The organism is Parahoeflea alexandrii, assembly GCF_027214025.1.
Classification (GTDB): Bacteria; Pseudomonadota; Alphaproteobacteria; order Rhizobiales; family Rhizobiaceae; genus Hoeflea; species Hoeflea alexandrii_A.
Window position 1 is genome coordinate 588,004 of sequence record NZ_JAPWHB010000004.1, and the last position, 13,981, is coordinate 601,984.

A 13,981-nucleotide genomic window follows, 5' to 3' on the forward strand; every position below is an offset into this window, starting at 1 on the left:
ATAAAAAATGGCGCTCAGTCTCCTGAGCGCCATAAAGCCTGTTCCATTGGGGGGAACTGGATCAGGCCTGTTTGGCTTCGATCTGCTTCGGGTTTGCACCGGCATCCTTGCTGATGGCAATGCGCCGCGGCTTCATCGCTTCGGGAATTTCGCGCACCAGATCGACATGCAGGAGACCGTTGCGCAGCGATGCGCCGGTTACCTCGACATGATCGGCAAGCTGGAAGCGGCGCTCGAATGCACGCTTGGCAATCCCGCGATACAGGAATTCCGTGCCTGCGGCTTCATTGTCTTCAGCTTTTTCGCCCTTGACCGTCAGCACGTGTTCGCGTGCCTCGATGGAGATCTCGGTCTCGTCGAAACCGGCAACCGCCATGGTAATGCGGTAGGTGGTCTCTCCGGTCCGCTCGATATTGTAGGGCGGGTAGGACTGCGACTGATCGGTCGGCGCCAAGCTGTCAAGCATGGTCAAGAGCTTGTCGAAACCGACAGTGGAACGGTAGAGGGGTGAAAAGTCAACGTGACGCATGGGTGTCCTCCTTCAGAGCGACTCAAGTTAGCGTTCTGGCATCCGGGCTGCCCCGCATTGGGCGGCATCCCTGCCAGCAGACCCGGTCTCCGGCGCCTGCATGACCAATGTGGGAATTCCGGCAAAGCGGTTCAAGACCTGCCCATATCCGCGAAAACCTGACCGCCTCCATGAACCTCCGATGAACCGGTTGTTCGGTCACGGTTCAGCGGCGGCCCCTCATAGTCCCGGCATCAGACCAAAACAGTCTGGCTCGCCGGGAACATCCCGTCCCTTCTGTTCCGGGCAACTGGCCGGGGCCGTTCGCAAGACGGCGCCGGCCTTTTTACTTGTGTCTGTTCTTTTCCTTTTGACCAAACACGGGCGAACCACTAAGCGAAAACATCATGAGCGATGACATTCCCCTGTTGATCGAGACCGAAGAAAACCCGGCGCCCGGCAATCATGTTACCGGCTGGTTCGAAGGTACCGGCGGCAAAAGGCTGCGCTATGCCATCTTCAAGTCCGATGTTCCGGTCGCCCGCGGCACGGTCGTTCTGCTGCAGGGCCGCAACGAGTGCATCGAGAAATACTACGAGACCATCCGCCATTTCACCGGACGAGGGCTCTGGGTCGCAACCTTTGACTGGCGCGGCCAGGGACTTTCCGAGCGACTGCTGAAGAATCCGCTGCGGGGACATGTGCGCCGCTTTGCTGATTTCGAAGCCGACCTGTCCGCATTTCTCGAAACCATTGTTCTGCCCGAAACCCGCCTGCCCTTTTGTCTGGTGGCACATTCGATGGGAGCACTGGTGGCACTTTCGATGGCGCCAAGGCTGACCAACCGCATCGACCGCATGGTTCTGACCGCCCCGTTTGTCGACTTGTCCAACCAGGCCCTGCCGACATGGGTGCTTCGATCGGTCACCAGGCTGATGCGCATGATCGGCCTGGGCTGGGTGGGCACTGGCCGGGACAGCTTTCCCAAGCCCTTTGCCGGCAACCCGCTGACCACGGATATCGGGAGATTCTCGCGCAACCAGGCGCTCTACATGGCGCATCCCGAGCTGCGGCTCGGCCCGCCAAGTGCCCGATGGATCAACGAGATGCTCAAAGCGATCGACCGCGTCGGCAAATTCGAACATCTCGACCAGATCAAGGTGCCGACTTTGCTGATCGGCGCCGGCAATGACAGCATCGTCGCCTCCCAGGCCATCGAAAGCCTGGGCAACCGCTTCCGTGCCGGCCGCGCGATCATGATCGATGGCGCACGCCATGAGCTGCTGCAGGAAGCCGACCGCTACCGTGTGCCGACGCTAGCCGCCATCGATGCGTTCATACCGCCGGACCAGGCATCCGAACCGGCGTCAGTTGTCAGCTCCGGTTGAGCAGTTCCAGCGCCGCCTCGTGCAGCGCGGCGGAACCGCTGGCGATAATGGTGCCGCCCTTTTCCGGCCTGCCGCCGTCCCAGGTCGTCATCACGCCACCGGCTTCCTCGACCAGCGGGATGAGCCCGCCGACGTCGTAGGGTTTGAGATCCGCTTCCACGACGAGATCGATGTAGCCGGCGGCGACCATCGCATAGGCGTAGCAATCGCAGCCGTACCGGGCCAGCTGCACACTCGCTTCAACCCGCGCGTAGGACGGCTCGAGTTCCTTTGCGAAAATCTTCGGCGACGTGGTCATCATGATCGCCTGGTCCAGCGAAACCCCTTGCCGGGTGCTCAGCCGGGTCGCCTTTCCGTTGCGGCGGACCATTGCTTCACCCGGTCGGGCAATGAACCGCTCGCCGGTGAAGGGCTGGTCCATCATCCCCATCACCGCCTTGCCCTTGTGATACAGGCCCACCAGGGTGCCCCAGACCGGCAACCCGGAAATGAAGGCCCGGGTTCCATCGATCGGATCGATGACCCAGACATAATCCCGGTCAAGACCGACATCCCCGTGCTCCTCGCCGAGAATGCCATGCTCGGGATACCGTTCGGTGATCAGCTCCCGAATCGCCTTTTCGGCGGCGCGGTCGGCTTCGGTCACCGGGTCGAAGCCGACAGCATGCTTGTTGTCGATTGTCACCGGCATCCGGAACCGTGGCAGCGTTTCCGCGGCAGCCGCTTCGGCAATGGCGTCAAGGAAGGCGATATCAGGAAGCATTGTGAATTCCGTAAGAGACGAATTGACGGTGGGGGCGGCCGAGGCCTGCAATGGGCCGATTCCTGACCCGGCTGGCGCCGAATTGCAAGGGGATACACTCCGCGATCATTTCGCATCCGCACAAAGTTCAAGGTCTGGATGCTTGACTTTTGTGCGACGCAGCATTAGCTTCAAATTACAGTCTTTGACTGTGAATGCCCTCCTTGGGCGTTTCCTCCCTAGATTTTACCGCGCCGCAAGCGCGGTTTTTTTTGACCCGTCATCGCAATCCCCAGACCTGCGCAGCGGACTGCCCGGCAGGGCTTCGCCGATTGGCATCGGACTATTCCGCGGCCAGACGGTCTTCGGAGAAGCCCTCGCGCACATAGGCCATCATCTGGCTGGCGAATTCCCACAGATCGGCTTTGAGAAGGTCAAAACCGGCGGTCTTTTCAAGGCTTGCCTCGTCGACGTAAAGCCCGCGGTTGATCTCGATCTGCAGGGCATGCAGGCCACGCCCCGGGCGGCCGTAATGCTCGGTGATGAACCCGCCGGCATAGGGCTTGTTGCGCACCACGTGGTAGCCAAGCCCGGAAAGGAACGAGACGGCGGCGCGCGACAGATCATGCGCGGCACTCGCACCGTAGCGGTCGCCAATAATGATGTCGGGCCGGCGGCTGCCGCCCGCAACCCTGACATTGGCCGGCATCGAATGGCAATCGATCAGGATCGCCTTGCCGAACTGTACATGGGTCTGCGCGATGATTCGGCGCAGATTGGCGTGATACGGACGGTACACCTGTTCAATGCGTGAAAGCCCCTCTTCAACGCTCAGACGGCCCCGGTAGATATCCATGTTCTCGGCCACCAGCCGCGGTATCGTCCCCAGTCCTCCGGCGACCCGCATCGATCCGATATTCGCAAACGGCGGCAGCGGGCCGTCGAACATGCGCGGATCGAGTTCATAGGGTTCGCGGTTGACGTCAAGCCAGGCGCGGGGAAATTGCGCTGCCAGCATCGGCGCCCCGAGCTGGACCACGCTGGCAAACAGCTCATCGACAAAATGGTCCTCCGAGCGCCGGATCGCCACGCGGTCAAGCCGCGACAGGCTCAGGAATGAGTCGGGATAGATCCGGCCCGAATGCGGCGAATTGAACACGAAGGGTTCGGTCTGCTGCAATGGGCGGTGGATCTCGAAAGGAGCGACCGCTTGTGAGCCGGCATCTGGCTTGCCACCCGTGCCGGGCCTTTCGGCTTCTTGCATAACTGTCCCTTTGCCCCCGCAACCGCTTCAATCACCTTGCCAGTTGCCCCTTGAGCTGTCCAGTCCGGGACAAAACCCATCGCAAAATCACCATGATTCACCTGATGTTTACTGGACTGCTCCATAGATGGGGCGGATAGAGCTCGACGAGCACGCTGACAGGTTTGGAAACAGAATGACCCCGAAAATTCTCCTCGCGGAAGACGACAATGATATGCGCCGGTTCCTGGTCAAGGCGCTGGAAAAGGCAGGCTACGAGGTCCGGTCCTTCGACAATGGCGCAAGCGCCTATGATCGCCTGCGTGAAGAACCCTTCACGCTGCTCCTGACAGATATCGTCATGCCGGAAATGGACGGTATCGAGCTGGCTCGCCGCGCCACCGAACTCGATCCCGATCTCAAAGTGATGTTCATCACCGGTTTTGCAGCCGTCGCACTCAACCCGGATTCCAAGGCCCCGAAGGACGCCAAGGTCCTGTCCAAGCCATTCCATCTCCGCGACCTCGTCGACGAGGTCAACAAGATGATTCTCGCCGCCTGATCAGACAGGTCGCGGCCCTGCGCGAACTTGCAGGTCACCATCGCAGCGAAAACCCGGCCCCCTGTGTCCGGGTTTTTCCGTTTTGGGCCGGCTTTTCTGCACCGCCAGCCGGCCTCCGGGCAGCTTCGGCAGAGGTGACGAAAAAACGCATTGTTTTCGTATTGACGGCACATGGGTTTATGTGGTGTATGCGGCCCATCGGATGGGCGTATAGCTCAGCGGGAGAGCACTACATTGACATTGTAGGGGTCACAGGTTCAATCCCTGTTACGCCCACCATCCTTTCAAGCACTTGGGCCAAGTTTACGTAGTGGGCGGCAGGTTCACTGAACCTTGGCTGAACTTGCTTGCTACTCCCAAAACTACGGCAAGCTCCTGAATTCACGAGCCTGACGGCTTTCCCGGACGTTTTAATGCCCTGCGATCTCGCTCGTCCAGGAACTTCCGGCCGACCGGCCGAGCCCGCTTCACAGCTCCTCCTATTCTGGTGTGTGCATCATTGTTTTTCTTGATGCACATTCGCTTTTGTGTGCAGCAAAAATTAAATTTATGCACACAACACCAGGAACCAAGCAGACGGAAATCGTCACTCAAAGCCGTGCTGCCGTCGTCGCCTTCCAGGACTTGCTGCGCCTTCATCGCGACGAAAGGGCATCCCGCCTCATTGGCGCCATTGAGGAGCGAAAGCGCAACGGATGCACCTATCTCTATGAGAAGTTCCGTATCGGTACCGGCAAAGCACAATTTGTCAGAAAGACAGCGGCTCCACGCCCTCCCCCCGACCATGTGCCAGTTGTTTTCAAACCAGGCTTTCCACGCTTCCCAGTCTGGCAGCATCTGATGGACAATATGAACTCATGTGCGGTGATCGAACGTTCGATCGTAGAGACTTCTCACGTTCAATGCCCCACCTATTCGTTCAGGTTCAACCACATGGCCCATCAAGAGATTTTGCACCGCGCTCGACGATCGGCTCCCACTCCATCCCATCGCGGGCGGGATAACGGAATTCGATGTGGTGAAGGATGTCACCTTTACAGCCGACCGGACGTTCGACGCGCTGATAGAGGATGCGCCCCTGGTTTACGCCCGAGAGCACAAACCAGTTTTCGCCCGACGGCGTGTAGGTCAGCTTCCAGCCCTCGCTCTCAAGCGTGTCTTTGAGAAAGCTCCGGTAGCCAGAGAAACTACCGGTGAAATCGAAAGCGCCGTAGACGGTAATCGTGCCATTGGGTCCGTCAAATCGCTGGCCGTCACCGTTTTCCGGCGGTGGCGCTGGGGCGAAAGCGGCGGGGACATCGGCGCTGGTTCCGAACCGGGCATTCTGATAGTGCCGCCAATCCATGGCCGCAGCGGTGCCGGCAGTCACGAGTGATATCAAGATCAATGAGAGGGTTGCAACACGCATGCGGGTCTCCTTTGGGAAGGGTCAATTGTCCAGGGGCTTCGAGATCACGAAAAGCACGTCCAGATCCGAAAAGGGCCAGAATTGAGCCTCGCTCAACTCAAGCCGCGAAGGAGAGATGCGCTCGAGCCCCGGAAGACAGGCGAAGACGAAATCAATCGGTTCCCGCGCCTCAATGACGAGATGAAAATCCCGGATCGCGCCGCTCCAGTTCGCCGCAGTCTTGAGGATGTAGCCAAGCTCTTCGGAAAACGCCGTATAGGTCCTGCCATCGTTCTTGCCATCATGAAGCGCATGCACCGCTTTCCTGTCCTGTTCCGAGATACAAAACCTCATCGCAGCCCGGGCCGCGTCCTGGTCGCCCGGATCGCCGCTGATGGGCGCATCGAAGCTCGATCCGGTCAGCGGTCGATATTGATGCTCGATCACCGTGTCCTTGCCGGCCGGAAAGACCTGGGTCCAGTAGAAAGTCGTCGCCACCGTCCACCCCGGCGAGGGATTGCCCTGCGGATCGATCCGGAGCAACCCAAGCGCGGCAAGCTCGCCCCACTCTGCCTCGCTCAAGCGCGAAAGCCCGTGAAAGGCAGACCGCGGATCTGTCGGCGGAATGTAGGACCCGATCGGCACACCGAGACGGGTCAGTATCTCCGTCCGGTCAAGGCCGAGCGCCATTGCCTTCTGCTCGACTTGGGTGACAACCGGCGTTCCGTCGGCCCATGTCTTGAAATCCACGAAATTGGCGGTGATGCCATCGCCAAAGCTATAACTTCCGCCGATGTCGCCGGAAGGTGCGGCCTCCGGGAGCGGGAAGGCAACAATCGTCTCGAGATCAGTGGCCGTTTCGTTGCGAAACACATACCTTACGCGGATCACGTCGGGAGAGATGTAAAGATCTTCCGATTGCATGGCCACGCCAAGCTGCTTGCCGAAAACCAGACCACCGCTGGCGAGACGGGCGGAGGTGTCATTGGCCATCGCCATAGGGGCTGAGACGGTGGCCATGCAGACTGCCCATGCCAAGACGCGGATATTCATGGTGTGTCCCTCGCTCACGGGTAGTATTTCAACGGATCATGGAACTGGGTCATGTGTCCTTCGAGCCAGTCGAACTCAACACCTCCAACGTTAGCGGCACCTGAAGCGATGCCGCCGGCAACGGCCGGTTCCTGATAGTCCTCAACTGGCACATCTCCGGCTTCATCGTTAACCACACCAAACGGCGCGGCATTGTCAGGTCGCGGCGTATTGCTGCCGGGCAATCCGGGAAGAATGTAGTTGCCATGCGCCCAGCCGATGCGCCCGTCCTGGGTTTGGATGTAGAACCAGTCGCCATCCGCATCCAAAATTTCGACAATCGTTCCGGGCCCCATGCGGCTGATCTCTCGCGATTTCGCGGTCGCATATTGGCGCAGCGTAAGGTAGTTATCCCCGTTGGGATTGAGATTGCCGACATAGTCGGCAAGCGTCGGCGTTACTGATAAGAGCATGGCCTGCAGAATGGCGAATGCGACGAGTGTCATGGTTGCGAAACGTGTCATCTTCGCCTTCCTCAATTTCCAGTTTCCGCCGACGGCTGGAACTGTTGCTGCATTTGTTTGAGCAGATCCTCGATAGCCGCTGGATTGGCGGCAGGATCAGCCGGAGCAGGCACGGAAGCCTCAGCCGCGGCGGGCGTTCCATTCAATCCTGCCGCCCCCGGACCATAAGCAGTCAGAATACCGGTTTCTCCAAACAGCGCAGAGAACGGCTTTTCGCTCATCGGCAGCACCGAGAAAGCCGTGATCATCAGAAATCCGCTGCGGGTGCGAATCAGAAGAAGCCGGGCGCTGACAGGCTTGTCGCCTTCCGAGACCAGATCGAGCCCGCCCTCGAAATCCGCGCCCGCTATCTCAAAACGGCCGCTGACGAGTTCAAACGGCGTGCGGGCGGTGACCGCACTCATAAGCTGGCGGGCGACAATGTCGGCCGCCTGATCGCGCATCGCCGCGATGTCCGGCCAGGGATCGCCGTCCAGAAAGGTGACGGTCACCGAGATCAAACCGGACTCCTTCGGCGCCGGGTCCCAGGTGTCGGCGCGCAGATGCCAGATCTTGAGAGCGGCGTCATCGTGATCTTCGAGCTTCCAGCCCCGCGCCGGTGGATTGAGACCAATACCCGATTTGCCAAGATCCATGGCGTTTGCGACGTCGGCCACAAGTGCTGTCACGAGAAGCACCGACAGCATCAACAGATAAATTCCCGAATTGAGTCTTGGCATGCACATCTCTCCTATTCCGGGCCGGCGATCCAGCGCCCTCCATCGGTCTGGTAGTCGTTTCCGGCGGTCCAGCTACCGGTGAAAAATCCGTTGGCAAAGGCTCCCCTCACGGTCCCTGTGATCGAAACGCGCCCGAAATGGCCGGAGGAATCGATAAGGTAACCACTCAACGGAACGCCGAACTGGTTGCCGTCGGCATTGCCCCGGAAGGTCAGGTTGATCTGGTCACCTTCATAGGTGCCGGTGATCTGGCCATTGACCTGGCCATTGGAAAACTCGAAGGAAAGACGGCATAGTGGCGCGCCTTCAACAGAGCCTGAATAGCGTGTCGGCTGAGGCGTTGACGGCGCTTCCATCGACTTGGGCTCGGCAGGCTGTGGTGCCTGTTGTGCCGTGCGCTCCGCATCTGCAGCCTGCCTTGCCGCCTCTTCGGCCTGGCGCTGGGCATCGACCTGAGCCTGCTGTTCCCTGACGATGGCTTCTTCGATGAGCACACTCACCTGCTCCAGATTGGCAACGCGATCGGGATCGGCACAGATCGAGACGCTTTTGCGCAGCGCTTCCAAGCCCCCAGTCCGATCACCTGCCCCAAGCAGATCGCTACCCCGGATCCAGCTTGCTTCGGCCTCCGCGTAGCGCGCACCACCTGGCTCGCAGGCCTTCGCGGCCTGCTTGACTGCATCTTCGATGCTGGTCGATGCACCCGGTTCGCTAGCGTCGCCGGAAACCTCGCCGTCACGTTCCTCGGAGACGCGCAATTGCTGCCTTAGGGTTGCGAGCTGCGACTGGCGCGTGTCATCCGGACAGTCCCCGACGCTCATCTCCAGAAGGGCTACGCCCGCGCCGCTTTCACCACTGCCGATCAGCGCGATGCCGCGCCGCCAGGCATCCTGGGCAGATGCATACCGGTCGCCGCCCGGCAGGCAGGCGCCAGCCTCCCCGGACTGCTCAGCAGCCGCCGCTTCAAGCTGCGTCTTCAAGCGGTCGAGCTGGGACTGACGTTGGGGGTCAGGACATGTGTCGAGGCTCCGCTCCAGAGCCACGACGCCTGCCTTATGATCGCCGGTGCCCAGCAGGGATAGACCCTGCTGCCAGTTGCTCATCGCTTCCGCATAATCCCTACCGCCGGAGCTGCAATCAGCGGCTGGCAAGGGGGGCTGAGACGTTTGGGCCCCTGCCCCGCCAAGCTGCTGGCGCAGGGCCGTGAACTGGGATTGACGCGTTGGATCGGGGCAGACGACCAGACTTGCCTCCAAGGACCCGAGGCCAACCTCTGCATTGCCCGCCGAGATCATCGAAAGCCCCCGGGTCCACAACTCGACAGCGGCCGTATATTGCGGCGAACCGATCGCGCATGCTGCAGCTGCCGGCGGCGGTGCCGGTTGCGGCGGTGCGGGTTGCGGCGGCAGTGGTGAAAATGGCGGCGGACTAGCGGGCTCTGGCGTTGTGGTGGGACTGGCAGGTGCCGGCGCCGCCGTGATGGGTTGTTTCGCGACAGGTGCAGGTATGCCGGGAGCCGGCATCGGACGAGCGGGCTCTTGCTTCTGCGTCAAAGGTTGGCTGTCCGATACGTCAGCCGCGTCCGGAACCGGTGCGGGTTTGGATTCGACCGACCCGGATTTGTCCGCGGGTGGCTGACCTTGCGCCTGAACGCTCAGGCTGATCGATCCCGACGCGAGTTCGACGCCGTTCTTGTCCGTGGCTATCACCCTGGCCTCGATCTGCCCCGCTTGAGCCCGCGAGACGGTCGGCGTCTGCGAGATCTCGTTTGAGATCGAGGTGCCCTCATTGACCGACCAGCGCCAGCGGACTTCGCCCGGCGTATCGTCGCCCGCAAACCCGGCACGCAAGTCGATCTCCTGTCCGTCGACATATTGCCCGTCGGGCAGATCGACCAAACCGCCGCTGGCTCGGTCCCAGATTTGCGGCCGCGGCCCACGCGACCTCGCCGAGACATCGAGACTTCCAGCCTCCAGACTGTAGCTGCCCGAAACCGAACCGATCTCGTCGCCGTAAAAGGCGACATTGGCGGTGGCCTCGAGCGTTACAGACTTGCCCGCCGCACCGGAAAAGCGGATCTCGGAGCCGTTATCATTGAGCTCCTCCCGGTTGGCGGTCGGCGGCTCCAGCCACCGGACCGTCCAGTATTTCGGCGAGACCAACGGAGTCGCGACGACCGTCGCCTTGATCTTCGATCCAGCCTTGGCCCCCGAGGCCGGATCGAACTTGATCGAAAGCGATGGCGCCAGCACATTTACGGTCTGCTGCTCGGTCTCGGCGACGGTCGCCCCCTGCTTGACCACCTGGGCCCAGATCTTCATTTCACCAACACGCTCGAAGGTCGCAAATGTCCGGCCATCGCTTGACGTCGTCGGTTCGAAGGTGACGCCCTCACTGCCGTGCCAGATATAGTCAAGGCTTGGCAACGGCCGGGCTGGACCGAGATCTTCGGTGTCATCGGCCCGTCCGATATACACACTTGCACCATCGGTTCCTGACGGCGTGACCTCGCAGTCGGTAAACGGGTTGGTGCTGTTCGGGTCGCACTCATCGGTTCCACCGGCGATGTCCTCGCCTCGGTAGGGCGTCGAGATCTGAACGGTTTCGCCAAGATAGACCTGGCCACGCGCAATGGTAAGGCTGACAATGTTGTCGGATCCGGGAGCCGATGGCGCTGCCTCATTGCCGGCCCCGGCAACGTCCTCGCCGGCCTCGTCCGCCGGACCGTCATCGGTCTGGTCCATTGAAGTCTGCTCCGGCGCGTCGGCTGAAGCGGGGGCTTGATCCGTGTCGGATTCTGCTGGGTCTGGCTTGACCGGAACCGGCGGCGCATCCACATCACCTGCGTCGTCGGTTCCAGCATCCACATCACCTGCGTCGTCGGTTCCAGCATCCGCATCCGTCTCGGTCCCGGCCGCTGCAGCGGTATCATTACCCACTGTCTCGGCACCAGGCACATCACCTGCCGGCTTGGCGGGCTCGGCGGCCTGTGCGGGTTGTGCGGGCGCATCCTGCGCGGTTGCCTGCTGGGCCGACGATTGTTGCGACTCTTGTGGGACAGGTCGCGGGCTCACGGGCTGCGGCTTGTCCACCGCGGCAGGTGCAATCTGCTTTGCGGCAGGTTCACCCTCGACCGACCGCTGATCTCCGTCCGCATCTGCCATGCCGACGGCATCTTCCCCGCCATCAGCGTCCGGCTTTGCATCAGCATCTGCCTCCGGCACAGCCTGCACAGCCTCTTCGCGAGCCATGTAGATCGTCTTGAACCTGCGCTCGGCCGAAAAGCTCAGCGACTCCAGCGCGGGCTTGAATCCTACCGCATCGACTTCGACGCTCAGTGGATGGCGGATGTCGACCAGCGCCTCGATCCGGGTGTATTCCGACACCCGCCTCTTTTTGGCCCCGGCCTCGCCGAAAACCAGCGGCATGCCGTCGATCCGGATGTCGGTCACATCAGGCGACAGCTCTCGGTCAAGCGGATAGACATCGATGGTTACAGAAGCAAGATGGCGATAGCGGTCCGCCAGGTCACGCATCAGCCGACGCATCCGCGGATCATAAAGGCACAAGCCTGTAATTTCCGCGGGACTTGTAATCGCCGGCTTGAGCACTGTCTCGCTCGGCGCGCTGATCGCATCGAAATTGTCGAGGACATTGACCTCGCGCAAGATCGCACGAAAATTCCTGTCCGAAAAAAGCCTCGCATAGTCATCGCATTCGGGCTTAGCCACGACGGCTTTCGACCGGGTGACAACACGCGCAAGCGCCATGAACACGGCCGGGGTGGCGCGCTTGCTGTTGGAGGCGATCCTGCTTGACTTGAGCGCACGGAACGGATCAAGCAGATCCGGCTGATTGTCCGACGTCAGATAGGCAGCAACATCATGGTCCTTGTCGTAGAAGAACGTTTCGTTGCTTTCGGCATGGGTCCAGACGAGCACCGGCTTGAGCAGCGATTGCAGCTCGTAATTGGTATAGAAATTGATGCAGGCTCCGCCCTTGATGTGTTCATCGAGCGCCTTCAGTTCTGCCGACAGCACGCCAAGCTGACCACAGATCGACCCGTCGCGAGCATTAAGGATCTTGGTGTTCAGCTCTTCGAGCGCCTGGGTGAACTGTTCGGTCGCATCGATGTAGAAATCCAGAAGACTGCCAATGGCAGGAATGGCCTCGGTGAGGTCCTTCATGGCACCGATCACGTTTCCTATGGCCTTGAGGCTGCTGATCGGCGAGTCCGGATCGACATTCGAAGGATCGAACAGGGCGACAAAATCCAGCATGTCGCCGACCTTGCTGATATACCCCGACCCCTTCTCGAAACGGTCTTTCAATTTGTCGAGTTCTTTGAAAACCCCTTTTTTGCGCAGGTTCCGCTCGTAGCCGCTGAGCTGATACATATAGCCGTAGAGTTTTTCGCGGCCCTGCTTGTCGACAAGCAACTTGAGCAGTTTCTCGGTATCGGGGATACCGATCTGGATGCCGAGCTTCTCCTCCACCTTCTTCATCTCCTCAACGAACTCCTTGCCCAACACCTGCTTGAGCAATTCGTCGCGCCCGGCGACCAGTTCGCCTGCGAAGAGATCGTTGATGTCCTTCCTCGAAGCGTTCTGGGTGCGTTCGGTTGTCGCCTCACGCCAATTGGTTACAGAGCTTTGGATGGACTTGATTTTTTTATAAAGGTTGGTGAAATTGTCCTTGGCATTGTCGAAGGCGGTTTTGACCTCCGAATGCATTTCCTGGTAGACTTTCTGCTCCGCTTCGTCCTCGGCAAACGTATTGTGAGGCACCACGAAGGCGAAGCAGACGGCAAGGAGCATAAGTACAATGGCTCGCCGGCCTGACGTGGCCAAAGAACCCATCCAGGGTAATGCAATCAGCCGCCAGCTCATGAAAATAATATCTCTTCCCCCTGCCCTCCGGCGTCAGAAAGGCTTCTTTCAAGGCGTAATGACAACAGCTTTGCGCTGCCTGATCATTGACCGAAGTCAAGTCAGGAACCGATTTCGAGGTTTATACAGCCCCTACTGAAACAGGGATTTGGATGATGTCACACCCGATAGCCTGGGCGGTCAATGTGCCTCTCCTGACGACACCGATCATTGTCAGGCAGCTTGCAGCCGTGATCTTGATCCCGCTCGCAATTCTTGCACTGCTGTTGATCGGTCTGGCTTGGTTCGAAGGCAATTTGCACCAACTGGGCGCCATCCTTCGGGCGATCTTCGGGGTTTCGGCAATTCTGTTGGTTCTCGTGCTCGCCGCTATCGTGCTGTTTTTCAACAATCGGATGACGGTGAGTTTCGAAATTGACGCGGACGGAGTCAGATCCCGTGTCGTTGACAGGCGCGCAAAATTCGGCCGCACCTTGGCGATTGTTCTGGGCGCGCTGGCGCGCAACCCAACCGTCGCCGGCGCGGGACTTTTGGCCCGAAGCAACTCATCGCGATTCACCGAATGGCATGAAATTCAATCGCTCGAAACCGATCAGAAGAGACATATTGTTTTGCTGCGAGGCAATCGGCTGGTTCTGGACGCCGTATTCTGCACGAAGGACAACTTCATGGATGTCAAATCCATAATTGAGAAAGAGGTACACAGGTCGCGAGAGGCGACACGCAAGGCTAACGAATTGGGTAGGACATAAATATCGGACAGATTGCGGTTGGCGAAACTACGTCCGGCCAAGAGAATACACGACGCGGAACGCTACCACTAGCCTTCGCCATTTGCTCCGCCGATTGTTCGGAAAGTGGGAACCGGTCTCGCGTCCGGAATTGCGTGAAAACAATAGGATAGAGCATTTTCGGTGACTCCGTTTGCACCGGAAATGCTCTAGCGAAAATCCATGGTCAAGGAGGGGACGCCTTCTGGCGCCACCA

The 13,981-nt window shown here is 59.9% G+C and carries 12 protein-coding genes and 1 tRNA gene; 4 read left to right on the forward strand and 9 right to left on the reverse strand.

Annotated features, from left to right (window positions below; translation table 11 throughout):
• Positions 1 to 61 precede the first annotated feature (61 nt).
• The gene (locus O4H62_RS16395) at positions 62 to 529 is read right to left on the reverse strand and encodes an Hsp20 family protein (protein ID WP_269389431.1); all 468 of its coding nucleotides are present in this window, start codon (positions 527 to 529) and stop codon (positions 62 to 64) included.
• 386 nt (positions 530 to 915) lie between these two features.
• Between O4H62_RS16395 and O4H62_RS16400 the strand changes: the two genes are divergently transcribed.
• Positions 916 to 1,896 carry an alpha/beta fold hydrolase gene (locus O4H62_RS16400; protein WP_269389432.1) on the forward strand — a complete coding sequence of 327 codons (981 nt, stop codon included), beginning with the start codon at positions 916 to 918 and terminating at the stop codon, positions 1,894 to 1,896.
• Here O4H62_RS16400 and hisN read toward each other — a convergent pair.
• Both hisN and O4H62_RS16410 read right to left on the reverse strand, forming a co-directional pair.
• Positions 1,883 to 2,659: a histidinol-phosphatase gene (gene hisN, locus O4H62_RS16405; protein ID WP_269389433.1), complete on the reverse strand. Its 777-nt coding sequence runs from the start codon at positions 2,657 to 2,659 to the stop codon at positions 1,883 to 1,885. The two genes, O4H62_RS16400 and hisN, sit on opposite strands and share 14 nt — an antisense overlap.
• A gap of 322 nt (positions 2,660 to 2,981) precedes the next feature.
• Positions 2,982 to 3,902 carry an N-formylglutamate amidohydrolase gene (locus tag O4H62_RS16410; RefSeq protein ID WP_269389434.1) on the reverse strand — a complete coding sequence of 307 codons (921 nt, stop codon included), beginning with the start codon at positions 3,900 to 3,902 and terminating at the stop codon, positions 2,982 to 2,984.
• Between the two features lie 175 nt (positions 3,903 to 4,077).
• Between O4H62_RS16410 and cpdR the strand changes: the two genes are divergently transcribed.
• Both cpdR and O4H62_RS16420 read left to right on the forward strand, forming a co-directional pair.
• Entirely contained in the window at positions 4,078 to 4,443 is a 366-nt protein-coding gene (cpdR, locus tag O4H62_RS16415) for a cell cycle two-component system response regulator CpdR (protein ID WP_269389435.1), read from the forward strand.
• Positions 4,444 to 4,647: 204 nt separating this feature from the next.
• Positions 4,648 to 4,722, forward strand: a tRNA-Val gene (locus O4H62_RS16420).
• Positions 4,723 to 4,824: 102 nt separating this feature from the next.
• Here the strand turns inward: O4H62_RS16420 and O4H62_RS16425 are convergent.
• The 6 genes from O4H62_RS16425 to O4H62_RS16450 all read right to left on the reverse strand — a co-directional run bounded on the left by O4H62_RS16425 (position 4,825) and on the right by O4H62_RS16450 (position 12,922).
• A complete protein-coding gene (locus tag O4H62_RS16425; protein WP_269389437.1) occupies positions 4,825 to 5,280 on the reverse strand; it encodes a hypothetical protein in 456 nt (151 codons plus the stop codon).
• 88 nt (positions 5,281 to 5,368) lie between these two features.
• Complete coding sequence (locus O4H62_RS16430) at positions 5,369 to 5,851, reverse strand: hypothetical protein (protein ID WP_269389438.1); 483 nt, start codon at positions 5,849 to 5,851, stop codon at positions 5,369 to 5,371.
• A gap of 21 nt (positions 5,852 to 5,872) precedes the next feature.
• A complete protein-coding gene (locus tag O4H62_RS16435) occupies positions 5,873 to 6,883 on the reverse strand; it encodes a DUF4424 family protein (RefSeq protein WP_269389439.1) in 1,011 nt (336 codons plus the stop codon).
• A gap of 14 nt (positions 6,884 to 6,897) precedes the next feature.
• A complete protein-coding gene (locus O4H62_RS16440) occupies positions 6,898 to 7,386 on the reverse strand; it encodes an SH3 domain-containing protein (RefSeq protein ID WP_269389441.1) in 489 nt (162 codons plus the stop codon).
• A gap of 11 nt (positions 7,387 to 7,397) precedes the next feature.
• On the reverse strand, positions 7,398 to 8,105 hold the full coding sequence (locus tag O4H62_RS16445) for a hypothetical protein (protein ID WP_269389442.1): 708 nt from the start codon (positions 8,103 to 8,105) through the stop codon (positions 7,398 to 7,400).
• An 11-nt stretch (positions 8,106 to 8,116) separates the two neighbouring features.
• Positions 8,117 to 12,922: a hypothetical protein gene (locus O4H62_RS16450; RefSeq protein WP_269389444.1), complete on the reverse strand. Its 4,806-nt coding sequence runs from the start codon at positions 12,920 to 12,922 to the stop codon at positions 8,117 to 8,119.
• A gap of 158 nt (positions 12,923 to 13,080) precedes the next feature.
• Between O4H62_RS16450 and O4H62_RS16455 the strand changes: the two genes are divergently transcribed.
• Positions 13,081 to 13,746, forward strand: coding sequence for a hypothetical protein (locus tag O4H62_RS16455; RefSeq protein ID WP_269389446.1), 666 nt, complete (start codon positions 13,081 to 13,083; stop codon positions 13,744 to 13,746).
• The last annotated feature ends 235 nt before the right edge of the window (positions 13,747 to 13,981 follow it).